This is a genomic window from Acidovorax facilis (genome assembly GCF_050626955.1).
In the GTDB taxonomy this organism is placed as follows: domain Bacteria; phylum Pseudomonadota; class Gammaproteobacteria; order Burkholderiales; family Burkholderiaceae_C; genus Acidovorax; species Acidovorax facilis.
Genome location: NZ_CP192460.1, coordinates 952,390 through 976,551, shown reverse-complemented (window position 1 = coordinate 976,551; position 24,162 = coordinate 952,390). Strand labels below are relative to the sequence as shown.

22 protein-coding genes are annotated in these 24,162 nt (G+C 66.1%); 9 read left to right on the top strand and 13 right to left on the bottom strand.

The window, feature by feature from the left end; translation table 11 throughout:
* Positions 1 to 14: 14 nt before the first annotated feature.
* The 8 genes from ACQ4MJ_RS04415 to ACQ4MJ_RS04380 all read right to left on the bottom strand — a co-directional run bounded on the left by ACQ4MJ_RS04415 (position 15) and on the right by ACQ4MJ_RS04380 (position 8,566).
* Positions 15 to 1,292 carry a TolC family protein gene (locus ACQ4MJ_RS04415; RefSeq protein WP_431149775.1) on the bottom strand — a complete coding sequence of 426 codons (1,278 nt, stop codon included), beginning with the start codon at positions 1,290 to 1,292 and terminating at the stop codon, positions 15 to 17.
* Between the two features lie 178 nt (positions 1,293 to 1,470).
* Positions 1,471 to 1,827 (bottom strand): hypothetical protein, encoded by a 357-nt coding sequence (locus ACQ4MJ_RS04410; RefSeq protein ID WP_431149776.1) that lies wholly within the window; start codon positions 1,825 to 1,827, stop codon positions 1,471 to 1,473.
* 174 nt (positions 1,828 to 2,001) lie between these two features.
* Complete coding sequence (locus ACQ4MJ_RS04405; protein ID WP_431149778.1) at positions 2,002 to 2,832, bottom strand: heme ABC transporter ATP-binding protein; 831 nt, start codon at positions 2,830 to 2,832, stop codon at positions 2,002 to 2,004.
* Positions 2,829 to 3,911: a FecCD family ABC transporter permease gene (locus tag ACQ4MJ_RS04400; RefSeq protein ID WP_431149780.1), complete on the bottom strand. Its 1,083-nt coding sequence runs from the start codon at positions 3,909 to 3,911 to the stop codon at positions 2,829 to 2,831. Before ACQ4MJ_RS04400 ends, ACQ4MJ_RS04405 begins: the two co-directional genes overlap by 4 nt.
* Positions 3,908 to 4,714 (bottom strand): heme/hemin ABC transporter substrate-binding protein, encoded by an 807-nt coding sequence (locus ACQ4MJ_RS04395; protein WP_431153116.1) that lies wholly within the window; start codon positions 4,712 to 4,714, stop codon positions 3,908 to 3,910. The genes ACQ4MJ_RS04400 and ACQ4MJ_RS04395 overlap by 4 nt, the downstream gene beginning before the upstream one ends.
* Before the next feature lie 85 nt (positions 4,715 to 4,799).
* Positions 4,800 to 5,939: a hemin-degrading factor gene (locus ACQ4MJ_RS04390; RefSeq protein WP_431149781.1), complete on the bottom strand. Its 1,140-nt coding sequence runs from the start codon at positions 5,937 to 5,939 to the stop codon at positions 4,800 to 4,802.
* Positions 5,936 to 6,283 (bottom strand): hypothetical protein, encoded by a 348-nt coding sequence (locus tag ACQ4MJ_RS04385; protein WP_431149783.1) that lies wholly within the window; start codon positions 6,281 to 6,283, stop codon positions 5,936 to 5,938. The genes ACQ4MJ_RS04390 and ACQ4MJ_RS04385 overlap by 4 nt, the downstream gene beginning before the upstream one ends.
* 51 nt (positions 6,284 to 6,334) lie before the next feature.
* The gene (locus tag ACQ4MJ_RS04380) at positions 6,335 to 8,566 is read right to left on the bottom strand and encodes a TonB-dependent hemoglobin/transferrin/lactoferrin family receptor (RefSeq protein WP_431153117.1); all 2,232 of its coding nucleotides are present in this window, start codon (positions 8,564 to 8,566) and stop codon (positions 6,335 to 6,337) included.
* 332 nt (positions 8,567 to 8,898) lie between these two features.
* Between ACQ4MJ_RS04380 and ACQ4MJ_RS04375 the strand changes: the two genes are divergently transcribed.
* Together ACQ4MJ_RS04375 and ACQ4MJ_RS04370 are read left to right on the top strand one after the other, a co-directional pair.
* Positions 8,899 to 9,357 (top strand): GNAT family N-acetyltransferase, encoded by a 459-nt coding sequence (locus ACQ4MJ_RS04375; RefSeq protein ID WP_431149785.1) that lies wholly within the window; start codon positions 8,899 to 8,901, stop codon positions 9,355 to 9,357.
* An 87-nt stretch (positions 9,358 to 9,444) separates the two neighbouring features.
* On the top strand, positions 9,445 to 10,116 hold the full coding sequence (locus ACQ4MJ_RS04370) for an HAD family hydrolase (RefSeq protein WP_431149787.1): 672 nt from the start codon (positions 9,445 to 9,447) through the stop codon (positions 10,114 to 10,116).
* 389 nt (positions 10,117 to 10,505) lie between these two features.
* On the opposite strand, the gene ahpF is transcribed toward ACQ4MJ_RS04370, so the two are convergent.
* Together ahpF and ahpC are read right to left on the bottom strand one after the other, a co-directional pair.
* A complete protein-coding gene (gene ahpF / locus ACQ4MJ_RS04365) occupies positions 10,506 to 12,125 on the bottom strand; it encodes an alkyl hydroperoxide reductase subunit F (protein ID WP_431149789.1) in 1,620 nt (539 codons plus the stop codon).
* Positions 12,126 to 12,283: 158 nt separating this feature from the next.
* Positions 12,284 to 12,859: an alkyl hydroperoxide reductase subunit C gene (gene ahpC, locus ACQ4MJ_RS04360; RefSeq protein ID WP_431149791.1), complete on the bottom strand. Its 576-nt coding sequence runs from the start codon at positions 12,857 to 12,859 to the stop codon at positions 12,284 to 12,286.
* Between the two features lie 413 nt (positions 12,860 to 13,272).
* Between ahpC and ACQ4MJ_RS04355 the strand changes: the two genes are divergently transcribed.
* The 7 genes from ACQ4MJ_RS04355 to ACQ4MJ_RS04325 all read left to right on the top strand — a co-directional run bounded on the left by ACQ4MJ_RS04355 (position 13,273) and on the right by ACQ4MJ_RS04325 (position 22,242).
* Complete coding sequence (locus ACQ4MJ_RS04355; protein ID WP_228899542.1) at positions 13,273 to 14,091, top strand: FTR1 family iron permease; 819 nt, start codon at positions 13,273 to 13,275, stop codon at positions 14,089 to 14,091.
* A 183-nt stretch (positions 14,092 to 14,274) separates the two neighbouring features.
* Complete coding sequence (bfr, locus tag ACQ4MJ_RS04350; protein ID WP_055398627.1) at positions 14,275 to 14,751, top strand: bacterioferritin; 477 nt, start codon at positions 14,275 to 14,277, stop codon at positions 14,749 to 14,751.
* A 480-nt stretch (positions 14,752 to 15,231) separates the two neighbouring features.
* On the top strand, positions 15,232 to 15,540 hold the full coding sequence (locus tag ACQ4MJ_RS04345) for a DUF3649 domain-containing protein (RefSeq protein ID WP_176886506.1): 309 nt from the start codon (positions 15,232 to 15,234) through the stop codon (positions 15,538 to 15,540).
* Entirely contained in the window at positions 15,537 to 17,300 is a 1,764-nt protein-coding gene (locus tag ACQ4MJ_RS04340; protein ID WP_431149795.1) for a PepSY-associated TM helix domain-containing protein, read from the top strand. Before ACQ4MJ_RS04345 ends, ACQ4MJ_RS04340 begins: the two co-directional genes overlap by 4 nt.
* Before the next feature lie 3 nt (positions 17,301 to 17,303).
* Positions 17,304 to 17,639, top strand: a complete 336-nt coding sequence (locus ACQ4MJ_RS04335; protein ID WP_306555691.1) for a DUF3325 domain-containing protein — start codon at positions 17,304 to 17,306, stop codon at positions 17,637 to 17,639.
* Positions 17,640 to 17,810: 171 nt separating this feature from the next.
* Positions 17,811 to 19,988: a TonB-dependent receptor gene (locus tag ACQ4MJ_RS04330; RefSeq protein ID WP_431149797.1), complete on the top strand. Its 2,178-nt coding sequence runs from the start codon at positions 17,811 to 17,813 to the stop codon at positions 19,986 to 19,988.
* A gap of 121 nt (positions 19,989 to 20,109) precedes the next feature.
* Positions 20,110 to 22,242 carry a TonB-dependent siderophore receptor gene (locus ACQ4MJ_RS04325; RefSeq protein WP_431149799.1) on the top strand — a complete coding sequence of 711 codons (2,133 nt, stop codon included), beginning with the start codon at positions 20,110 to 20,112 and terminating at the stop codon, positions 22,240 to 22,242.
* 217 nt (positions 22,243 to 22,459) lie between these two features.
* On the opposite strand, the gene ACQ4MJ_RS04320 is transcribed toward ACQ4MJ_RS04325, so the two are convergent.
* The 3 genes from ACQ4MJ_RS04320 to ACQ4MJ_RS04310 all read right to left on the bottom strand — a co-directional run bounded on the left by ACQ4MJ_RS04320 (position 22,460) and on the right by ACQ4MJ_RS04310 (position 24,105).
* Positions 22,460 to 23,026 carry a GNAT family N-acetyltransferase gene (locus ACQ4MJ_RS04320; protein ID WP_431149801.1) on the bottom strand — a complete coding sequence of 189 codons (567 nt, stop codon included), beginning with the start codon at positions 23,024 to 23,026 and terminating at the stop codon, positions 22,460 to 22,462.
* A 66-nt stretch (positions 23,027 to 23,092) separates the two neighbouring features.
* Entirely contained in the window at positions 23,093 to 23,626 is a 534-nt protein-coding gene (locus tag ACQ4MJ_RS04315) for a GNAT family N-acetyltransferase (protein WP_431149803.1), read from the bottom strand.
* A 20-nt stretch (positions 23,627 to 23,646) separates the two neighbouring features.
* The gene (locus tag ACQ4MJ_RS04310) at positions 23,647 to 24,105 is read right to left on the bottom strand and encodes a hypothetical protein (RefSeq protein WP_431149806.1); all 459 of its coding nucleotides are present in this window, start codon (positions 24,103 to 24,105) and stop codon (positions 23,647 to 23,649) included.
* Positions 24,106 to 24,162 lie beyond the last annotated feature (57 nt).

Genomic DNA, 24,162 nt, shown 5'->3' with positions numbered 1-24,162 from the left:
GGGCCTCAAGGGCGTCATTGCGGCAGCAGGCCCAGGGCTTGGCGCAGGTGGGAGATGGCGGCCGCTGCGTCGATGCGGGCGCGGGCCAACTGGCGTTCGGCCTGAGCGGCCTCCAGCTCCACACGCAGGCGCGTGGGGCCATCGGCCTCGCCCAGGCGGAAGGCCTTGTCGATAAAGCCGCGTGTGCCCTGCGCCAGCGCCGCGTGCCGTGCCAGCGCATCGCGCTGGGCCTGCGTGGCCTTCACGCGGGCCACGGCGGCGGCGATGTCGGCGGCCAGGCGCCTCTGCTCCACGGCAGCACGCGCCTCGGCATCGATGACATCGGCGCGTGCTGTAGCCTGTTTTGCCTGCGCACGGTCGCCCCCGCCTAGGGGTATGCGCAGACCCACGGTGAAGGTCTGCTGGTAGCGGTCGCCCGCCTGCTCGCGGCCGCGCGTGGCGGCCACCGTCAGCTCGGGGTTGGCACGGGTTTGCACGGCGGCCAGGTCGGCGGCGCGGCGCGCCACCTCGGCCTGGTCCTGCCAGTCGGTCGCCGCAGGGTGCTGGGCAGCGGCTGCCGCGGCATCGGGCACGGCGGGCTCGGGCTCCGCCCCGTCGGCCAGCGCCAGGGTGGGCGCGGCCTGCACGCCCCAGGCGGCCAGTGCGGCCTGCGCTGCGTCCCGCGCGCCCTGGGCCTCGGCCATGGCGGCTTCGGCCTGGGCCACGGCGCCGTCGGCCTGCGCCTGGTCCGCGCGCGACAGGTCGCCCGCACGCACGCGGCGCGCCACGTCGGCAGCCAGGCGCTGCGCGTTCAGCAGCTGGTCTTGCGCCAGTGCCTGATCGGCCTGCGCGCGCTGCGCGGCCCACCACGCTTCGCGCACGGTGGCGGCCAGTTGCAGCTGCGCGGCGCGCTGGCGGCTGTCCAGCGCCTGCACTTCCGCATCGGCCAGCGCGGCCTTGCGGGCGCGCTCGCCGGGCAGCCACAGCGGCAGGGCCAGGCCCACTTCGGCTTCGCGGCTGCCCTGGTTGCTGCCGGGGCGGTCGGTTTTGGTGGACAGCTCCAGTGCTATGGGCTCGGCCGTCCAGGCTGCCGCCGCGCTGCGTGTGGCCTGCGCGGCCTCGCGCCGCAAGGCAGCAGACTGCGCTTCGGGCTGGCGCTGCCAGGCCTGCTCGAACAGGGCCTGGAGCGTGAGCGGCGCTGTGCCGGGGTTGGAGGTCTGGGCCTGTGCGGCACTGCCCAGCAGTGCCCAGCCCAGCGCCATCACCACCAGCGCGGCGATGGGCGTGTGTTGTCGTTGTTTCGTTGGTTGCATCCGATTCCTCTGCAGTGGCCGGGGCCACAGGTTGAAATCGGCGAGGCCCGATGCACGGAGGGGACGTCAGAGGGGCACGCGTGCCAACAGCAAGACGAGCACCGCTACTGCCTGGGAAGGCAGGTCTCCAACAGCATCAGGAAAAGAAACGGAGCCACCCAAGCCCCCGCCTCGCCGCTCAGGCGAAGAAGGACCAGTTGGGGCGTTCGGGCCGCGTAAGGGGTGCGGGTGGCCAGGCGGGTGCGGCCTGGCCCGGCGGGTGCGCGACGGACACCACGATGGCCTGGGCGCTGGCACTGTGCGCCAGGCCGCCGCCTGTTCCATGGCAGGCATGGCAGTCCATGTCGGCCAGGGTACTGGGGGAGCCCCCCGGGACCGAGTGGTCGGCACCTTCGTCGCCATGGTGCTCGTGCACATGGTGACCAAAGTGCGAAGCCTGCGGCGCTGACTCGTGCCCGCAATAGGGCGAGGCCGCCGCCCAGATGGACTGGAGCGGCATGAACACCAACAGAAAGACGAGCAGCAAGCGGCGCATGGGCAGCGGGATTCTAAGCAGGCCGCACCACTCGCCCCGCCAGATAGCCTGACGGGTTGAGGGGCCTAGCCCCGTGGGTTGCACAGGCACACCATGCAGATGCTTCACTTTTTATAGCAAACTTTGAGACCCATAGCGCGGCAGAGGCCATTTTGACTACAGAAATGCCATTCACTACGCCGCCACCAGATACTGCGGCACCCCGTCGGCCGCCAGCACTGGCGTGCTGTTCACGCCCCACACCTGCGCGATGGTGGCGGGGGTGAGCAGGTGGGCCGTGGCGTGCACGCTGCGCGGGCCTGCCAGGCCCGGGGCGAGCAGCAGGCTGTCGTGGGCGTAGCGCAGGGCCAGATTCAGGTCGTGCAGCACCACGACCACGCCCACGCCCTGCTCCACCGCCCAGCGGCGCACCAGGGCCAGCGTGTGGTGCTGGTGCGCCAGGTCGAGCGCGGCGGTGGGCTCGTCCAGCAGCAGCCAGCGTGTTGCACCTTCGGGCAGAGGCTCCCAGATCTGGGCCAGCGCGCGGGCCAGGTGGCTGCGGGCGCGCTCGCCGCCCGACAAGGTGTTGATGCTGCGCCCGGTCAGGTGGGCTACGCCGGTGGCCTGCATCGCCTCGGTCACGATGCGCGCCTCGTGGCGGCTGGGCTGCTGGCGGTGGGGAAAGCGCCCCATCTCCACCACTTCCTGCACCGTGAAGTCGAAGGCCACGGCCGTGTCCTGCGGCAGCACGGCGCGCTGCCGGGCCAGGGCCTGGGTGCCTTTGCCGGACACCGGCTGCCCGCCCATCCACACATGGCCCGAGCGCGGCGCGCGCTGGCCCGAAAGCATGGCCAGCAGGGTGGACTTGCCCGCGCCGTTGGGGCCCAGGATGGCCGTGACGCGCTCGGGCACGAACTGCGTATGCACGGTGGCCAGCAAGGGCCTGCCGGACACGCCCACACCCAGCTGGTCGCACACCAGCAGATCGGCGGTGGTGGTGACCGGGGATGCGACGGCGGCATTCATACCTTGCTCCGGAACTGGCGCAGCATGGCCAGAAACAGCGGCACGCCGATGAAGGCCGTGAGCACGCCCAGCGGCAGCTCTGCGGGCTGCACGATGGTGCGCGCCACGCCGTCGGCTGCGAGCACCAGTGCAGCGCCCAGCAGGGCCGAGCCCGGCAGCACCACGCGGTGGTCCGGCCCCGCCACCAGGCGCACCCAGTGCGGTGCCACCAGGCCGATGAAGCCAATGATGCCGGTGGCCGCCGTCACCGCGCCCACGGCCAGCGCGGTGACCAGGACCGCCAGGCGCTTGGTGCGCTCCACCGGCACGCCCAGCAGCGCAGCCTGCGCCTCGCCCAGCGCAATCGCGTTGAGCGGGCGCGCCAGCGCCAGGCCCAGGCCGCAGGCGACGGCCACGATGGCGCCCACCAGCGCCACGGCGCTCCAGCGCGCGCCGCCCAGGCTGCCCAGCAGCCACATCTGGAGGTTGCGCAGCTGCTCGTCGGTAGAGATGAAATTGAGGTAGCCCAGCCCCGCCAGCGCCAGCGCATTGACCGCCACACCGGCCAGCAGCATGAGCCCCATGCGCGTGCCGCCATCGGCCTGCGCCAGTGCATAGATCAGCGCCGTGACCAGCAGGCCGCCACCAAAGGCCATGCCCACCAGTGTCCAGCTGCCCAGGGTGCGCGGCAGGTCGGGCAGCCAGTGGCTGCCCAGCACGATGGTGATGGCCGCCGCCAGCGCGGCCCCGCTGCTCACGCCCACCAGCCCGGGGTCGGCCAGCGGGTTGCGAAACAGCCCCTGCATCAGCGCACCGGCCAGCCCCAGGCCCGCGCCTGCGGCCACGCCCATCAGCAGGCGGGGCAGCCGGATGTTGATGAACACCAGGTATTCGGGTGCCTGTTCAGCAGAAGGCGCTGCGCCCACAGCCTGCAGCAGCACCTGCCACAGCTGGGCGGGTGCAATGGCGTAGGCGCCCCGCGTGCTGGCCCAGACCAAGGCCAGCACGACCAGCACTGCCCCTACACCTATCGCCGTGCGGGGAGACAGGCGCCCGGGACTCCAGCGCGCACCCGGCTGCGCCACGGCCACGCTGCTCACGCGGTGATCGCCTGGGTGCGGGTGTGCAGCTCGCGCACGGCAGCGGGCAGGCGCGGGCCAAAGCCCAGCAGGTGGCTGGCTTCCATGGCCACCAGGGCCTTGCGGCGAAAGGCGGGCGTGAGCGCCAGCTCAGGCCGCTGCCAGAAAGCGGCCTCGCCGCCTAGTGCCTCGATGCCCTGCGTGCTGTTGAGCAGCACCTCGGGCGCCGCGCTGGCCATGGCCTCGGCTGTGAGGGGCCGGTAGCCTGCGAACTGCGTGATGGCATTGGTGGCACCCGCAAAGCGAATCAGCGCATCGGCCGCCGTGCCGGTGCCTGCCACCATGGGGCTGCCGCCGTGCGACAGGATGAAGATGGCGCGCGGGCGCCGCGTGGCGGCCGCCACCTGCTTTTGCACCGCCGCCCACTGCGCATCCAGGTCCGACTGCAGGGCCTGGGCCTCGCGCTCGCGGCCCGCCACGCGGCCCACGGTGGCAACCTTGCGGCGCACTTCGTCCCAGGTGTGGTCGGCCTGCACCAGCTCCACGCGCACACCGGCGCTGCGCACCTGGTCCAGCACCACGGGCGGCCCGGCCTCGGTGGTGCCCACCACAGCGTCGGGCTTGAGGGAAAGCAGACCCTCGGCCGAGAGCTGGCGCATGTAGCCGACCTTGGCGGTCTTGAGCGCGGCCTCGGGGAACAGGCTGGTGGTGTCAGTACCCACCAGCTGGCCCTGGGCGCCCAGCAGGTAGACCACCTCGGTCAGCGCGCCGCCCAGCGAGACGATGCGCGCAGGGCGGGCTGCCCAGGCGGCCCCAGATCCCATCGCAGACAACCAAGGCAAAGCCGCCACACCGCGCAGCAGCCGCCGACGCGTGCCGCCTTGCCCCCAGCTTTGCACGGCCATCGGATCACGCAGCATGGGCCAGCTCCTGCACGCCAGGCAAGCGTGCCACCAGGTCGCGCCAGCCCTGCAATTCGGGCTTGCCGGGTTTGCGTGCACCGAAGAACATGACCATCAGCTCGCCCGCGTGGTCAAACGCCTCGACCGAGGTGACAACACCATCGGCCGTGGGCTTCTCCACCACCCACACGCTTGCAATCATGTCGGTGCGCAGGTGCAGGTTGAAGCCTTCGTCCAGCACATTGATCCACTGCGCACGCGGCGTGTCGAGCGGCTGGATATTGCGCACCGGCCCGGTGTGGATCTGGATGCAGCCGCCGCTGCCCACAAACACCATGATGGGCAGGCCGTCCACCGCCGCCTCGTCCAGCAGGCGCGCCACTGCCTGCGGTGCAGCGCGCCAGGCAAACTGGCCTTCGACCAGGCGAAAGCTCTGCTGTCGCTCCACGCCGAATTTCTTGGTCAGCCCGAAGAATTCGTGGGTGTCCTGCATGGCAGCCCAGGCCTCGCGCAGGCCCTGGGCGTCGATGTCGGCGTCAGGCAGCACGGCCGCTGGCGCGGGCTCTGGACCAAACACGTAACCCGCGCTGGGTTGCACGAAGCGGCTCACCACTGCGTCGAATGCAGCCAGGTCGGTGGCTTCGCGCGTGAAGATCTTGTGCACCGCACGGCCATGCGCGTTGTAGAACTGCAGGCTGCGCGATGGCGGCTTGGTGGGGTCCTGGGCGGCGTCATGCGCCAGCTCGGTCACCGCAAAGCCCGCATGCCACTGCGCAAAGAACAGGCGCAGGTCGATGTCTTCGCCCAGCGCGATGCCCACCGGCCCGGTGGCCGACACGTGCCGGTACACACCGGTCTTCTCGTGCACCGTGCCTTCGTTGCGCGTGAGCGCCATCATCGGGCCGCAGGCTTCGAGCGCCTGCAGCAGTTCCAGCCACGAGCCCTGCAGCGGCTGGGCCTTGAGCGGGTGGCCGTGCTCGCCCGCATGGGCGGCCACGGCGGCGCCTTCCGACAGCCCGAGGCTCTCGGCGGCGTCCTTGGCACGCTTGCCCGCTGCGCGGGCTGCGGCGAACCGCTCACGGATGTGGGGGGCGGCCTGCGGCGGATGGGCCGGAGCGCTTGGGGGGTTCGTCACAGCGGCATTCATTGCACGGCCTCCGGCGCGATGTGCCACAGCACGCGGCGTTGTTCGGCAGCCACCATCGCGGCGCTGGCGGCCACGTCCTGGCGCGCCTTGCATTGCTGGTCCCAGCGGCCTTGCAGGCTCCAGACCACGGTGCGGAAGTGTGGCGTGAAGCCCTGGGCGTCGGCCAGCATCTGCAGGTTGGCCGCGATCTTGCTGCCCATGGCGTCGCGGTGGCTGTCGCAGCAGGCTTGCACATAGCCCGTCATCAGGGCCAGGGTGCCCGCCAGCAGCGCCTCGGCGCAGGGCAGGCTGTATTCCTCGTCGGCGTGGCTGCCCGCGTTGGGCTGGTGTGGAGCGTGGCTCATGGTGATCTCCTTGGGTGGATGCCTGGGGATAGAAAAGCAGGGAACGGGCGCTCAGAAATCCGCCACCAGCGAGACACGCACGGAGCGACCAGGCTGGCTGTAGGCGTCGATGAAGCTGGCGTTCGCGGCCAGGCCGCGCACGTCGGCCCAGCGCCAGTGCTTTTTGTCGGTGAGGTTGTAGATGCCCGCGTTCAGGCGCAGGTCCTTGCGGATGCGCCACTGGGCCGCCAGGTCCAGCACCGTGTACGACGGCGTGAGGAACTGCGTGCTGCCCGTGGCCACGCTCACGTCGCTGGCCTTCTTGGCGGCGGCATGGGTCATGTCCAGCCGCGCCATCCAGCCGCCGCTGTCGTAGCGCAGGCCCGCCGTCAGGCGCGATGGGTCCACGGTGTTCACCGGTTTGCCGGTGGCGGTGTCGCGGCCGCGCGTCTGGCCGTAGGAAAACGGAGAACTCCACTGCCCGCCCGCCCACTGGCCCCAGCGCATGTCGCCCTTGACCTCGAAGCCGCTCAGCTTGACGCGGCCGATGTTGACCGACTGGAACACCAGCGGGTTGCCCGGTGCGCCCGTGCCGCTGACCTGGCGCAGGTCTTCGATGAAGTCCTTGTAGCGGCCCGTGAACGCGGCGGCTTCGATGGACAAACGCTCCATGCGCCCGCGCACGCCCAGCTCGAAGTTCTGGCTCTTCTCGGGCTTGAGGTTGGCGTTGGGCACTGTGCGGTAGTTGCCCACCGGATTCTCAAAGAAGGCGTTGACCTGCCCCGCATTGGGCGCACGGAAGCCCGCCGCGTAGTTGCCAAACACGCTCCACTGCTCGCTGGCACGGTACAGCACGCCGAACTTGGGCGAGGTGGCATTGCCCGACAGCGACACCGCCTGTGCGCCAAAGCCCGCCTGGTCGGCCTTGATGCGGAAGGTGTCAAAGCGCACGCCGGGCGTGATGCTCCAGGGGCCGGTCACGAACTCGTCCTGCACATACAGGGCCGTGCTGGTCTCGGTGGTGTCGGGGAAGCGCTTGAGCGGGAAGGTCTCGCCCGTGGGCGGCGTCACTCCGGTCTGCAGGTTCTCGACTTTGGCCGCCGTGTAGTCCAGCCCGTAGGTGATCTTCTGCACCCATGGCCCGCCATTGCGCAGCACCTTGCTGCCCTGCAGGTTGGCCTGCCAGGTGCGCTCGTCGTAGGTCACGTCGCGCACGCGGTCGGCGGCGGTGTTGCGGTCTTCGGTGATGTACTCGCGCGAATGGGCGTCCTGCCAGCTCAGCGTGGCCTTCACATCATCGGCAAACGCGGTGTTCACGAGCCAGTTGCCTTCCCACGTCGCACGGCTGCGCTGCATGTCGGTGAACGAGGTAGAGCCCAGCACAGACGTGGCGGCCAGCGGCGGCTTGGAGCGTGCGGTGAGCAGCTCGTAGTCGGACGTTTTGTCCACCTGCTCCAGCGTGAACACATGGCGCTGGCCACCGCCCGGCGTCAGCACCACCTTGCCCAGCAAAGCGCCGCTTCTGTCCTTTTGCGGATTGGGCTTGGTGCGGTCGGCATTGGCCGCATCGTTGGTGCCCATGTTGTCCAGCTCGCTGGCGCGCGTGACGTTGCCGCCCAGCAGCCACTGCACCGTGTCGCCCGCCTTGCCCGCCACCGTGGCGCCCACGCGCTTGCCGTGCTCGTCGCCGTCGTAGCCCAGGCTCACGCGGCCGCCGATGCGCTTGTCGCCGTCAAGGAATGCCGCAGGGTCTGCCGTGATGAAGTTGACCAGGCCCGCCATGCCATCGGAGCCATACAGCGCCGACGTGGCGCCGCGCACCACCTCGATGCGCTGCAGCAGCCCGATGTCCAGGTAGTCGCGCCCGAAGGCATTGGCGCTGAAGACATAACTGCGCGGCAGGCGAATGCCATCCACCATCATCAACACGCGGTTACCGTCCAGCCCCCGGATGTTGAAGCCCGCGTTCTGCTCGCGCCCCGTAGAGCCACTGGCCAGCGTGAAGCGTGCGGGCGACCGTGTGACCGACACGTTGGGCAACTCGCGCGCCACGTCGCGGATGTCGCGCACCTGGCCTTCCTCGATGGCCTGCGCATTGATCACGTCGATGCTCATGGGCAGCTCGTCGCGATCCTGCTCGCTGCGCGAGCCGCTGATGACCACTTCTTTGAGCTGCGGCGCTGCAGCCACCAACTGGGCCGCATCTTGCGCATGCGCGCTGCCAATCGCCACACATGCACAGGCCACCAGCCATGCAAGCGGCCGCAGACGGCCTTGCAGCCATTGATCGGAGGGGTGCGCCAGCGCGCGCCGGGGAGAAAACGAAGGGGAACGGAATGCCTGCGCCACGGAGGGGAGTCCTTCTCTGAAACGACAACGAATACAGAGCTGGCTCCATGCAGACGGCCTTGGCTTCTGCGCGCAGAAGATCGGGCGGTTGTGGCTGGCTGATGGGATGAAATTATATGAGAATAATTCTCAATAGCAACAATTTAAAACCCCATGCGGCAACTCTTAACAAGCCCGATGTGGCGTGCGCGGCGTGTGGCAACATCTCGCTGCAACCCTTGGCGTGCGCACGAGCGATCTCCTGGACGCCGCAATCGTCATACCCAAACAACTCAAAAGAGGAGTGCATGGAAGTTCGCCGAATTGACCCCTCGGAATTAAACAGCCTCCTGGACTTGTATCAACACCTTCACAAAGATGACGACCCATTGCCGGGAGCATCAACGGTTGAAGCCATCTGGCGAGAACTACAGAGCAACCCACGCTACCGATATTTCGGGGTCTACGTGGCTGACAAGCTCATCTGCAGCTGCACCATCACCGTGGTTCCGAATCTGACCCGTGGCTGCAAGCCCTATGGTTTGATCGAAAACGTCGTGACCCATACAGCACATCGCAATCGTGGGTATGGCAAGGCAGTACTCGCTGAGGCTCTGTCGTTTGCTTGGTCGCAAGGCTGCTACAAGGTCATGCTGATGACCGGCAGGAAGGATGAGGCGACCTTCCAGTTTTATGAATCGGCGGGCTTCAATCGCCATGACAAGCAGGCGTTTACAGCAAAGGAAAGCAAGTGCCAGTCAATATGATCCTTGTCGAGGTCCATCGGGTCAGCAACAGCCCGTCTATGGCCGATTGAGCCTGCGTCATCTATGTGTCAAGCAAAGCCTCCAGGCATGGCAGGCTACCGGGCTGTTCTTTTCGACATGAATGGCACCTTCATGTTCGGAGGGGATCGGTTCGACCCGCAGCAGGACTACTACACCAGCTATCGTGCGGTCGGTGGCGGGAGCCTGTCGTTCGCTGACGTGCAATCGGCTGTAAGCGCATGCTACGCAGCCTTTCTGCGCGACTATGAGGATCCCCGGCTGGTGGAGTGCTTCCCCTCCTTGGCCGACTTCATCACCACCCACTCCGGGGTTCCCGCCAGCGAGCATGAAGCGATCGCCATGACGATTGCCAGGCACGAAGTCGGCAAAGTGCCAGCTTGGGCCGCTCTTGCACTGCGCTCTGTCGCAGAACAAAGTGCTGTCGCCATTGTCAGCAACGTGTGGGCGCCGTCGCATTGTTGGAAGGAAGAACTGATAGCGAGTGGTGTTGCCCCCATCCTTGCCGCCGCCATCTTCTCCACAGAGGTTGGCGCCATCAAGCCATCCGCGCGGCCGTTTCTTGCGGCGCTCGACGCGGTAGGAGCCTTCCCAGATGAAGTGCTGTTTGTGGGTGACAGCCTGGAGCGCGACATCCTACCGGCCAGAAAGTTGGGCATGACCACCTGCTTGGTAGGCACCAGCACGCCTGGCGTAGCCGCAGACTTTCACATTCAGTCCATTGCCGAGCTTGCGAGGTGATGTGAGCAACGGCCGCACTGTAGCAAACTATCGCGAGCTCCGACGAAAGTGGATGAGAACCCTCTCCACCGTGCCACTGACTTGACGATTCCATGCCTCCATGATCGGCACCAAAAGCAAAGCGACCGGATGCTGAAACATCCAGTCGCTCTTGTTTTGATAGCTACTAGCGCTTTACTAGCAAGCGCCAGGGTCCGATTTGCTTGAGATGCCCCCTGCATGACTCCCTCTCCCCTCGCGGGAGAGGGTTGGCGAGAGGGGGCAAACTGGCGCGGAGGGAATGCGCCCCCCCTCTCCCCCGGCCCCTCTCCCACGAGGGGAGAGGGGAGTTGGGGTGTGCCTCGAAAGCACTGGCCCTAACCAGCTCGCCCCCGCCGCCCTGCCCCGTCCTACGCTGCCACGGCTTCGCGCTGCGCTTCGGGAGCCTTGGCGCCTTCGGCCGCAGCCACCACCGGCATGCGGATCAAGTGGTCAAACGCGCTCAGCGCCGCCTTCGATCCGTCGCCCGCAGCAATCACGATCTGCTTGAACGGCACCGTGGTGCAGTCGCCCGCTGCGAACACGCCGGGGATGTTGGTGCGGCCGTGCGAGTCGACGATGATTTCGCCGAACTTGGACAGCTCCACCGTGCCCTTGAGCCACTCGGTGTTGGGCACCAGGCCGATCTGCACGAACACGCCTTCGAGCGGCACCAGGTGCTCCACGTTGGTGGCGCGGTCCTTGTACTTGAGGCCGTTGACCTTGCCGTCGGCACCGGTGATTTCGGTGGTCTGCGCGTTGGTGTGGATGGTCACGTTGGGCAGGCTCTTGAGCTTGTTGACGAGCACGGCGTCGGCCTTGAGCTGGTCGGCAAACTCGATGAGCGTGACGTGGGCCACGATGCCAGCCAGATCGATGGCAGCCTCGACACCCGAGTTGCCGCCGCCGATGACCGCCGTGCGCTTGCCCTTGAACAGCGGGCCGTCGCAGTGCGGGCAGTAGGCCACGCCCTTGTTCTTGTACTCGGCTTCGCCGGGCACGTTGACATTGCGCCAGCGGGCGCCGGTGGACAGGATCACCGTCTTGGACTGCAGCGTGGCGCCGTTGGCCATATGCACGCTGATGAGGCCACCTGGCTCGGCCGCGGGGATGAGCTTGTCGGCGCGTTGCAGGTTCATGATGTCCACGCCGTAGGCGCGGGTGTGGGCTTCGAGTGCGGCGGCAAACTTGGGGCCGTCGGTTTCGAGCACCGAGATGTAGTTTTCAATCGCCAGCGTGTCATTGACCTGGCCGCCGAAGCGCTCGGCCGCCACACCGGTGCGGATGCCTTTGCGGGCGGCGTACACAGCGGCCGCGGCGCCTGCTGGGCCACCGCCGACGATGAGCACGTCGTACGGTGCCTTGGCGCTGAGCTTGGCGGCTTCGCGGGCGGCGGCGCCGGTGTCGAGCTTGGCGACGATTTCTTCAATCGACATGCGGCCGGAGCCGAAGACCTGGCCGTTCAAAAACACCATGGGCACGGCCATGATTTCGCGCTCGGTCACTTCCTGCTGGAAGGCGCCGCCTTCGATCACAGTGGTCTTGACCTTGGGGTTGACGATGGCCATCAGCGACAGCGCCTGCACCACGTCCGGGCAGTTGTGGCAGGTCAGGCTCATGTAGACCTCGAAGTTGAAGTCGCCATCCAGCGCTTTGATGGAGTCGATCACGTCCTGCTCGACTTTGGGAGGGTGGCCGCCGGTCCACAGCAGGGCCAGCACCAGCGAGGTGAATTCATGGCCCAGAGGCAGGCCGGCAAAACGCAGGCTGTTGGTAGCGCCTACGCGCTGCAGGCTGAAGGATGGCTTGCGCGCATCGTTGCCATCGGTGCGCAGGGTGATCTTGTCGCTGCGCAGCGATTGAATAGTCGTCAGCAGCTCGCGCATGTCGCGCGCTGTCTCGCTGTCGTCCAGGGATGCCACCAGCTCAAACGGCTGCTGCACGCGCTCCAGGTAGGCGGCGAGTTGGGTCTTGAGTTGTTCGTCGAGCATGGTGGTGTCCTTTGAATTTGGAGTTGTATGTGGGGAGCGTGATGGCAAGCGTGGTTCGGATCAAGCCTGCGGGTCAAACTCCGGGCGTAAAAAAGCCGGACGGCATGGCGCACAGGCGCCATGACGCTGTCCGGCTTTAGGGGCCGAGATAAGAAAACTTAAATCTTGCCAACCAGGTCCAGCGAAGGGGTCAGCGTCTTGGCGCCTTCCTTCCACTTGGCGGGGCAGACTTGGCCAGGGTTGGCGGCGGTGAACTGGGCAGCCTTGAGCTTGCGCAGGGTTTCCGACACGTCACGGGCGATTTCGTTGGAGTGGATTTCCAGGGTCTTGATCACGCCATCGGGGTTGATCACGAAGGTGCCGCGCAGTGCCAGGCCTTCTTCAGCGATGTGCACGCCGAAAGCGTTGGTCAGTTGGTGCGTTGGGTCGCCAACCAGGGGGAATTTGGCCTTGCCCACGGCGTCCGATGTTTCGTGCCACACCTTGTGCGAGAAGTGGGTGTCGGTGGTCACGATGTAGACCTCGGCGCCGGCCTTCTGGAACTCAGCGTAGTTGTCGGCAGCGTCTTCGATTTCGGTGGGGCAGTTGAAGGTGAAAGCTGCGGGCATGAAGATCAGCACGGACCACTTGCCCTTGAGGGACTGCTCGGTCACTTCGATGAATTCACCCTTGCCGTCACGGTTGACGAAAGCGGTGGTCTTGAAGGGCTGAACTTGCGTATTGATCAGGGACATTGCTGTTTCCTTAGTGGTTGGTTAACTGAACAGGACTGAAGTCTAGGCCTTTCGAGACCATCAATCCAATTAATTGATTTGATTGGATCAATTGCCTGTGACTATACAGTGACACCCTGCCCTCAGGCCGGGGCGGGCATTTTGCCCCCTTTTAAACCCCCAAAGACCGCAAGGAAGCCGCTGCAAGAACCACCGCCCACCCGGTCAACCCTTGCGGCATATCAAACATTCAAATACAACTGATTCGCGTTTAGTTTTATCATCTACTGCACTGCAGCAACGCCGCCCAGGCCACTTTGCTGCAGTGGGCCAGCCAAAGCTCGACGCCTCTGAAATATTGGTCAAAACGGCCTGCAGCGCTTTATTGATAAGCGCAAGCAGCTCATAAATTTATAGCAAAGACCTCAAACACCATGTTCCAAACACTTCTGATCTGTTTCCGCGAAGGGCTGGAAGCCCTGCTGGTGGTGGCGATTGCCACCCTGTACCTGCGCAAGACCGGGCGCCTGCACCTGTTGCTGCCACTGCGCGCGGGCGTGGGCGTGGCAGCCCTGCTCTCGCTGGTGCTGGGCTGGGTGCTCTCGCAGGTGGGTGCGCTGTCGCCCGCAGCCGAGGGTGGCATGGCGCTGGTGGCTGCCGCCACCGTGGCCTGGTGCGTGGTGCACATGCGCCGTGCGGGCCAAGGCATGGGCCAGGACATTGCCCAGCGCATGGACCGCGCCAGTGTGCTGGAAGGCCCGCGCGCCTGGGTGGCGGTGTTCCTGTTTGCCCTCTTCATGGTGGGCCGCGAAGGTGTGGAAACCGCCACCATGCTCGCCGCCCTGGCCCGCAGCGCCGAGCTGGGCTACATGGCCTGGGGCGGCCTGGCGGGCCTGGCGCTGGCCATTGCCATCGCCTGGGCCTGGACGCGCTACGGCCGCGCGGTGAACCTTGCGCGGTTCTTCCGCGTCACGTCGTGGTTCATGGCGGTGTTTGCGGTGCAACTGGTGGTGTATGCGTTCCATGAGTTCACCGAAGGCGCAGCGATACCCGGCATCGACAACGCTTACTGGCATGCGGCCACCGAAGACCTGGCCGAAGGCACCATTGCCCAGGCCATCTCGCTGGCCCTGGTGCTGGTGCCCACGGTATGGCTGGGCCTGGCGCACTGGCGTGAGCGGCGCACGGCGCCATCGTCTGCAGCCGCAACCGCCATGGGCACACAGGCCGCCGCGCCACGCGCCGCACAATAGCCCCGCGCACGGCCTGCGCAGCCCCATCGGGCCTACCGGGCCGGATGGGGTCAGCCGGGGTGAACGCGAACGCCTATCAACCTCACACGCAGCCAGCGCGCTCTAGCAGGGATATGCCTTGCGCGTGTTGATATGGCTCACGACAATCGAAGCCGAATCAACACAACACAACAAGGAGTCCCCATGAAAGGTGACGCACAGGTCATTGGCCATCTGCAGGCCCAGCTCAAGAACGAACTCACGGCCATCAACCAGTACTTCCTGCACTACCGCATGCTCAAGCACTGGGGCTTCGACAAGCTGGCCAAGAAGGAGTATTCGGAATCCATCGGCGAGATGAAGCATGCCGACTGGCTCATGGACCGCATCTTCACGCTGGATGGCCTGCCCAACCTGCAGGACCTGGCCAAGATCCAGGTCGGCGAAGACGTACCAGAGATCCTGGCCTGCGACCTGCGCGCCGAACAAGGCGCCCAGGCCACCATCAAGGATGGCATCGCCCACTGTGAAACGGTGCGTGACTATGTCTCGCGCGACCTGCTGCAAAAGATCCTAGACGACACCGAAGAGCACATCGACTTCCTGGAAACCCAGATCGATCTGATCGGCAAGGTGGGCCTGCAGAACTACCTGCAATCGCAGATGGGTGACGTGGAGTAACGCCAAGACTGCACCAGAGCGCTCCACGAAAAGTACCAAGAAGAACAACAAAAAACGGGCCGAGGCCCGTTTTTTTGTGCCCACGCCATCACCAAGTTCCGCCGATTGCACGGGGCTGCGAAGCACAGCCCTACCCCCATGTCACAAGCTGTTGCAAGCACACATCAAACCAGTGCAAATAGCATTTTTATAAATGCGAATGCTTCTCAACAAAAGTAGAATGCGTTCTTACGACCAAGGCCATTCCTTCTTGCAGCTCCCGATCTGCAAGGGCAGGTCCCGTGATTCCCTTTAACACCTAGCCAGCCAGTCAGCCGGGCTCTCCGCCGCTGCAGCCAGCGTTTGTACGTTTGCCGTACGACACCTACTGCCTGGAGCCTTTCTGATGCCGCGCAGCACCGCCAGCCCCTGCCCTGCAGGAGTTCTGCTTCTCTCCTTTTTTGAAGGCCGCACCGCCCTGGGTGCCGCCGCAGGTCGGCCATGAAGGCGGCCCGCGTTGACTGGCGCTACCGCCTGGTCATCACCTCCCGCGCCATGGCGGCCATCGCTGGCGGCTATGCGCTGGCGGCGGGGTTCACCGCTGCGCTTTCGCTGGTGTTGGCGCTGTGGATGCCTCGCGTGGAGGCCGTGCTGACCGCCACCATGCTGGCCTGGCTGGCCTATGCCATGGCGGCGGGATGGGCGTTTTATGCGCGCACGGCCTGGGGCGCCTGGGGCGGCACACTGCTGCCCGCCCTGGCACTGGGCGCGTGCGCCATGGCGCCGCAATGGATGAGGGGCACGCCATGACCACAGCGACCTCCACCGTGCGCAAGAGCGCCGACCGCGAAGGCTTTCGCCAGGCGATGTCGTGGCTGCACACCTGGGCAGGGCTCATCCTGGGCTGGCTGCTGTTTGCGATCTTCCTCACGGGCACGCTGTCGTTCTTCAAGAACGAGTTCAACCTGTGGATGCGGCCCGAGATGCACGGGCTGCCGCGCACCGACGCGGCCGATGCGCAGGTGGCCCAGAAGTCCGTGGACGCGCTGGTGCGCAAGGCCCCCGACGTCACCCAGTGGATCCTGCACCTGCCCGATGACCGCGACCCAGCTGTCAACATGCTCTGGCGCGGCACCGGCAACGGGCGCTTTGAAACGCTGCGCATGAACCCACAGACGGGCGAGCCCATCGAGGCGCGCCAGACCATGGGCGGTGATTTTTTCTACCGCTTTCACTTCGAGCTGCGTACCGCGCAAAAAGGCCGCTGGACTATCCAAGGCCGGTGGGTGGTGGGCGTGGCCACGATGCTGATGTTTGTGGCGCTGATCACTGGCGTGATCACACACCGCCGCATCTTCAAGGACTTCTTCACCTTCCGCCCTACCAAGGGCGGGCAGCGTGCCTGGCTGGATGCGCACAACGTCAGCGGCGTGCTGGTGCTGCCGTTCTATCTGATGATCACCTTCAGCGGGCTGATGATCTTCCACACGCTGTACATGCCTGCGGGCATTGCCGCCAACTACAAGAACGAGAAAGGCGTGGACTCCAACGCGTACTTTGCCGACCTTCAGGGCGAAAAGCCCGAAAGCCGTCCCCGCCGGGGTGCGGGCGACAAGGTGGAGCCCCTGCCCGCCATCGCCCTGCAGCCCATCATCGACGCGGCCACCACCCGCTGGCAGGGCGGGCGCATCGGCAGCGTGCAGGCGCGCCGCGATGCCAACGGCCGCGCCGTGGTGGAGGTAACGCGCCACGAAGGCGACCGCCTGCAGTACCGCCCACCGCGCCTGCTGTTTGATGCCACCACCGGCCAATGGCTGGACCAGGCCGACGCCACCAGCCCCGCCGTCAAGACCTATGGCGTGCTGTATGGCCTGCACATGGCGCGGTTTGCCGATGTGGGCCTGCGCTGGGCGCTGTTCGGTTTTGGGGTGCTGGGCAGCCTGATGATTGCTACGGGCATGGTGCTGTGGTCGGTCAAGCGCAGCGCCAAGTCGCAGACACAGGCCAGCCGCAAAGGGGCAGCCACAGCCACAGCCACAGCCACAGCCACCAGCACCGCGCCCGCTGCGCACCCCAAAGCGCCGTTTGGCGAGCGCCTGGTGGCTGGCATCAACATCACGACACTGGCCGGGCTGCCGCTGGCCTGTGGCGTGTACCTGGCCGCCAACCGCCTGATCCCTGTGGGCATCGAGGGCCGAGCGGATGCAGAGCTGGCCTGGTTCTTCAGCGCCTGGGGCATCACGCTGCTGTGGGCGCTGGCCTGCGCGGTGGTGCGCCCGCACCGCCTGGGCTGGACGGTGCCGCTGGCCGCTGCGGGCCTGGTGTGGGTCGCGCTGCCGCTGATCAACGCGCTGACCACACACACCCACCTGGGCGTGAGCCTGCCCGCGCGCGAATGGGTGTGGGCCAGCATGGACCTGTCGTTTTTGGCCACCGGGCTGCTGCTGGGCTGGCTGGCGTGGCGCGTGCGCCCCGGCCGCGTACCCCGTCGCGGTGCGCCTGCAAAGAATGCGCGGCCTGCCCCGTCGGTGCCCGTGGCGCCTGCCGAAACCTCCACCTCGGGAGCCTGAGCCATGTCTGCCTTTCTTCTGTGCTTTGCCGCCTGGTCGGCCATTGCGCTGGGCATGGATCGCCACCACGAAGACGCCCTGGGCCAGGAAGGCGCCGCGCGCCGCCTGGTGGCATTGCGCCGCTCGGGCTGGCTGCTGCTGGTGCTGTCTCTGTGGCTGGCAGCAGCGCACCCGCCAGGGGGCGTGCCTGCATCCCTGGGCGTAACGGCATGGACCGTGGCCCTGTCGGTGGCCGCCGTGGCGGTCACGGCAACCGTCACCTGGCAGCCCCGGCGCACGCCCGAACTGGCTGGCGCCGCCCTGCTGGCGGGCTTGCTGGCGCGGGCGCTGGGGTGGTGATGGACAGGCTCCACGCTCCCGCAGCCGTGCGCTGAGCCGCTCGGGCTCGAACTCGCTTATCTGTTTTCACGGCCCCACCACATCCCAGACAGCGGGCCTTTGCGGCGCGCGCCAGGCCACGAGGTGCAAGGGCTTTTCGCCAACCGCGTTGCGCTCACTCCAAGGAAAACCATGCACGCTTACACACCAACCCCCTATCGGCTCCACCCGCTGGTGGCCGCCCTGCTTGCCACGCTGTGTGGCACGGCACTGGCGCAGACGACGGCGCCGCCCCCTGCAGTTGCGCAGACCACGCCGCAGACGCTGGGCGAAGTCACCGTGCAGTCCACCACGGGCGATGACGGCTATTCGCCCGCCGCCAGCACCTCGGCCACCAAAGGCAGCGCGCCACTGCGCGATGTGCCCCAGGCCGTGAACGTGGTGCCCGCACAGCTCCTGCGCGACCAGGGTGCGCGTTCCATGGAAGACGCGCTGCGCAACGTGCCCGGCGTGGCCATGAGCCACGGCGACGGCCAGCGCGACCAGGTGGTGATCCGGGGCTTCACCGCCATTGCCGACCAGTTTGTCGACGGCGTGCGCGACGACGCGCTGTACTTCCGTGACCTGGCCGACATCGAGCGTATGGAAGTGCTCAAGGGCCCTGCCGCAGTGCTGTACGGGCGCGGATCGTCGGGTGGCCTGATCAACCGCGTGACCAAGAAGCCCAAGTTTGGCGAGACCTCGGGCGAGGCATCGCTGGGCCTGGGCAATTTCGATTACCGCCGCGCCACGGCCGACGTGAATGTGGGCATCAGCGACACCGCCGCCTTCCGCATCAACGCCGCCGTGGAAGACTCCGGCAGCTACCGCGACCAGCAGTTCGTCAAGCGCCACAACTTCGCGCCGTCGCTCGCGCTCAAGCTCGCGGCGCAGACCGACCTGCTGCTGCAGTACACCAATGCACGCGACAAGCGCCTGACGGACTTCGGCATTCCCGCGCTCAACGGCCGCCCCGTCAACGTGCCCGCCAGCACCTACTACGGCTCCAGCAACGCCGCGCAGGACGACACCACCACCAGCACACTGCAGTCGTTCGCGGCCACGCTGAACCACCGCTTCAACGACGACTGGTCGGTGCGCAACGTCACGCGCCTATACGACTACACGCTGGACCGTTACAACACCTTGCCCGGCGGCACCACCGACCCGGTGAACCTGACGGTGGGCCGCACGCGCTCGTTCATCCTGCGCGACGAAAAAGGCTTCTTCAACCAGACCGACGTGACGTGGCGCAACCAGCTGGGCGGCTTCAAGCAGGAGTGGCTGATGGGTGTGGAACTGGGCCAGCAAAAGAAACGTTCTGAGTCCGTCACCGGTGGCGCAGACCGCGTGCCACTCTTCAACCCCGGAAACCGCCCTGCCCCCGCCATCCCAGCGGCCAACTACAACGCCGACAACGCCATCCCCAGCCACACCACGCAAGACACGGCCGCGCTGTACTGGCAAAACCAGATCACGCTGGCGCCCCAATGGAAGGCGCTGGTGGGCGCACGCTACGACGTGTTCGGGCAGGAGACCACGTTCGACCGCAAGCTCAACAAACTCTCGCGCACCGACAAGAAGTTCAGCCCCCGCGCCGGCCTGGTGTGGCAGCCCAGCGACGTGGTGTCGTACTACGTGTCGTACAGCAAATCCTTCCAGCCCTCGGCAGAGACCTTTGCGCTGGCGGCTAACAACACTGCGGCCGAGCCCGAGATCACCGAGAACAAGGAAATCGGTGTGAAGCTCGACCTGCTCGATGGCCGCATGAACATCACCGGCGCGCTCTTCAACCTGGAGCGCACCAACATCAAGAACACCGACCCCACCAACCCATCGCGCCAGATCAACGTGGGCACCCAGCGCACCAACGGCCTGGAGCTGACCGCCAACGGCCGCCTGCCCGGCCGCTGGGATGTGAGCACCGGCTACGCCTGGCTGGACGGCCGCATGACGAAGTCACTGGCCACCACCACCTCCACACAGCTGCCCACCGCCGCCATCGCCGCCCAAGGCAAGGTGCCCGCACTCACGCCGCGCAACTCCGCCTTCCTGTGGGCCATGAAAGACCTGGGCCACGGCCTGCGCGTGGGCGGCGGCGTGAACTATGTGGGTGCGCGCTTCACCTCGCTGACCAATCTGGTCACCCTGCCCGGCTACACCACGCTGGACGCGGCCCTGCAGTACACGCTCGGCCAGTGGGATGTGGACGTGAACATCAAGAACCTGGCCAACCGCAAGTACTACGTGTCGGCCCACGGCAGCAACGACAACCTGATCCTGCCCGGCTCGCCGCGCGCGGTGCAGGTGACGCTGCGCACGCGGTTCTGACGCTGCGCCTGCAGGCGCAGCACGCAAATTTGAACAATTTTTGGCTGCTAGCGCTTGATGGATAAGCGCTAGAAGCTATTAATTTAATAGCAGATATCAAACACCGAGGAGGAGAAGCACCATGCAAATGCACCCACTGGCCCTTGCCGCCCTGCTGGCCACCGTGGCAACGGCGCAAGCACAGACCAGCTCCGGCCCCACCACGGGCACCCCCACCACGACAGCGCTGCCCGAAGTGAAGGTGACCGACGAGGCCAACAGCGCGGGGACCGAAGGCTCGGGCCAGTACACCGCCCGCGAAGTCAGCGTAGGCAAGCTCCAGCAGGCACCGCGCGAGACGCCGCAGTCCCTCAGCGTGGTCACGCGCCAGCAGCTGGATGACCGCAACCTGACCAAGGTGGAAGACGCCATCAAGCTGAGCACCGGCATGACGGTCACGCGCTTTGATGGTGCGGGCAACTACAACACCTTCCAGGCGCGCGGGTTCGATCTGGGCGCCATCCAGCTCGATGGCGTTCCGATTCCCCAGGGCAACTACAGCACGCTCGACACGGCCATGTATGACCGCATCGAAGTGCTGCGCGGCCCGGCCGGGCTGCTGCAGGGCGCGAGCGAGCCCGGCGGCACCGTGAACCTTGTGCGCAAGCGCGCCCCGGCCAAGCTGGCCATTGGCGCCGATGCGGCGGTGGGCTCCTTCGGCCTGCGCCGGGGCACCGTAGACGTGGGCGGCGGCCTCAATGCCGAAGGCACGATCCGCGCGCGCGCCGTCGCGGTGGTGGAAGACAAAGACAGTTTTGTAGATACCCTGTTCAACAACAAGCGCCTGGGCTACGGCACGCTGGAATGGGACATCGCGCCCTCCACCACCGTGTCGGTGGGCGCGGCGCAGCAACGCGTGCGCGCCGCCATCGACCAGGGCCTGCCCACCTATGCCAATGGCCGCCTGGCCGACCTGCCCCGCGGCGCCTTTGCCGGCCTGCGCGCCAACCGCCAAGACCTGGAGACCACCGACGTTTTCGCAGAGCTGGAACACCGGCTGGATGGCGGCGGCTTGGTGCGCCTGTCCGCGCGCGACATCGACCGCACGGCGTTCTACCGCTCGGCCCGCGCCAACAGTGCCCTGGCCGCCGACGGCAGCTTCACCATGGAAACCGTGGACGGCGACTTTCACGTGCGCACCCGCAACTACGACGCCTTCCTGGCCACACCGGTGCAGGTGGCAGGCCGCACCCACAAGCTGCTGGTGGGCGCGAGCCATAACGAGGGCAAGAGCTGGGACGGCAACTACGCCTACGGCCCCAGCCTGCCGTTCAACCTGCTGCAGCCCCACTACGACCTGGCCTACCCAGACATCCGGTTGCCGGGCTTCACCTCGATCGTCACGCGCCGCGAGAACGCGCTGTACGGACAGTCGCAGATCGGCCTGACCGACACGGTCAAGCTGCTGGCAGGCGGGCGTCTGTCGTGGGCGGAGGTGGTGACGCGCAGCACCAGCACGGGCGCAGTCACCGCATCGGCAGACCCCGGCCGCCAATTCGTGCCGTCGCTGGCTCTGATGTGGGACTTCCACCCGCAGTACACCGGCTACGCCAGCTATGCAGAGACCTTCGTGGTGCAAAGCCAGCTCAACGCGGCCAAGCAGTTGCTTGCCCCACGCACAGGCAAGCAGGTGGAGCTGGGCGTGAAGGGCGAGTTTTTGCACAAGCGCCTGCAGGCCCATGCAGCGCTGTTTCGCATCATTGACGAGAACCGCGCCATCGCCGACCCGGTGGTGGCAAACGCCTACATCGCCGGCGGCAAGGTGCGCGCGCAAGGCTTCGAAACCGAGATCAGCGGCCAGCCCCTGCCCGGCTGGGACATCTTGGCGGGCTACGCCTACAACGACACCCGCTACCTCCAGGCCCCCGTGGCGCAGCAGGGCCAGGTGTTCAGCCCCGTCACGCCGCGCCACAGCGTGAACCTGTTCACCCGCTATGCCTTCACCAGCCCGGCGCTGCGCGGCTTCAGCGTGGGCGGCGGCATGACCTACCGCAGCGAGTTCTTTGCGCAAAGCGGTGCGTTGCGCATCAACGCACCGGGCTACGCAGTGTTCAACGCCCAGGTGGGCTACCAGATCAACGACCACCTGTCTCTGAACCTGTCGGTGGACAACCTGCTGGACAAGACCTACTACGAGAAGGTGTCAGGCATTTCGCGCCAGAACTTTTATGGCGAGCCGCGGCGTGTGACGGTGGCGCTCAAGGCGCGGTATTGAAGCTCGCGCCCGACACACCCCGCGCCGAGTACCCCCGGCCGGGAGGACCTCTCATGAGGAGCGCCTGCACACTCAGCGCTTTTCAGTTCGCCTTGGCGAAGGTCGGTCAGGATGCGCCGGCTGGTGCAGTACCGCCAGCGCAGCCGCTGCTGGAGGCCTGGACACAACCCGCAGGCTTCTGAGAACAGCACAAGTCCGATTCACGGTTCAACGCCGCTCAGCGGGCGTCGAAGGCCGTCGGATGCCGCGGCTTGTCATGCCGATCTTTGGCAAGCGTCATGTGAACACCGTCGTGATACTGACCATCAAGGCATACAGCTTCAGACTCGACGCCGTACTCCACAAAGCCTATTGATTTGTAAAGCACGATGGCCGATTCGTTGGGCAGGTACACCTGCAGGTTCACCCGGTGCACGCCGTTGTCGAAGGCGTGTTGAAGTGCGGTTTCCACGACTTGCCGGCCTAGTCCCCGGCGACGGTGCCGAGGGGACGTGAACACGCCCCACATCACCATCTTGTGATGCGATGATGGGAACTGGCCTGCGCGGCTCACAGCCGCTGTCGCGGCAAGCTCACCCAGAACAAAACAGCCGAACACAGCGTTTGGAAGAGGTGCGGACAACTGCGCTCGAAAGCCTTCCAACGTGCGCGTGAGTTCTTCCTCGAACGTCAAACCCATGGGCACGGGGTCTGCTCGTGTGACCTCTCGTCGCAAAGCCGAAAACGCCGCAGCGTCATCGGCACCAAGACGGCGGACCTCCACTGGCTGTGCAATTTGGCTCATAGGGCAAAGCGTTCTTCGGAAAGGGTGGCCTGCGCTTTGGCGCAAGACCTTCCTTTGACGGCGGCGTCAGACGCCTGGGGGAACGAGGGAAAAGACATAGGCATCCGTAAAGCAGCCATGCACCTTGAGCCGATTCCGCGCGAGGCACTCTCGCACTGCGCCCGACTGCTCGGCCAGGCTGAGACTGGGTGTGTTGTGCTGGGCCACGACGATTTCAACGCGGCCCAGCTTGAGCTCTGCAAAGGCGAACTGACTGAGTGCCTGAACGGCGGCGAGCGCTGCGCCTTGGCGCTGCCAGGACTGGCGGACCCAGTAGCCCAGGTTGCAGAAGCCGTTGACTAGGTTGAATTGATTGAGGCCGCAGCCGCCCACAAGGGTATTGGACCCGGCGTCGAAAATGCCGAACTCGTAGCTGGAACCGCGCTCCCACTCGGCCTCGCAATGCGCAAACCAGGACGCAGCATCGGCGGTTGAGTAATTGGGATGGGCCCAGGGCATCCACTTCCCGACGGTGGCAGTGGACTCCAGAACGGCCTCGACGAAGGAGGGGAGATCGGATTCAGCGAAGGGACGGAGCTCGAAACGACCGGAGGCAAGCATGGGGCAGGAACTGCAGAGGTTTAACGTCGAAGCTGACCGGAACGCAGCGCCTTGCGATAGCGTTTGAGGTTCTTCGCCTTGCGTCCCGTCGGAAACTGAGTTAACTCCATGCCGCAGCCAGCGACCGCCAGCGCCGCAATCAGGTCGGCGGGAAAATGGTCAGACTGTACGACCACATCGCGCATAGCGATCCCAAAGTCCAAAGTCGCATGCTCCACGCCTGCAACTTCGCTCATGTTCTTCAAAATGCTTGAATGGGCACGGAGAAACTGGATTGCGTCGGCCTGCTGCTGCTCCAGGTCTTCAAACTCAGCGTCACTCACCACCAAGGTCAGCCCAGAAGTCACTGCAGGCCGACTATTCGGCCGGGAACTGCGCGGCACACCGCGCCGCCAAACGTTGCACGGTTCAACCGGACTCAGCGCGACGAGGCTTTCCACATCAGCCTCGCGGCCCACAAAGTGAAGGATGCAACCCATACGATTTAAGGTTCGAGAAGAGCGCTGGCACTGGGGACTGAAAAATTTGGTGCCCAG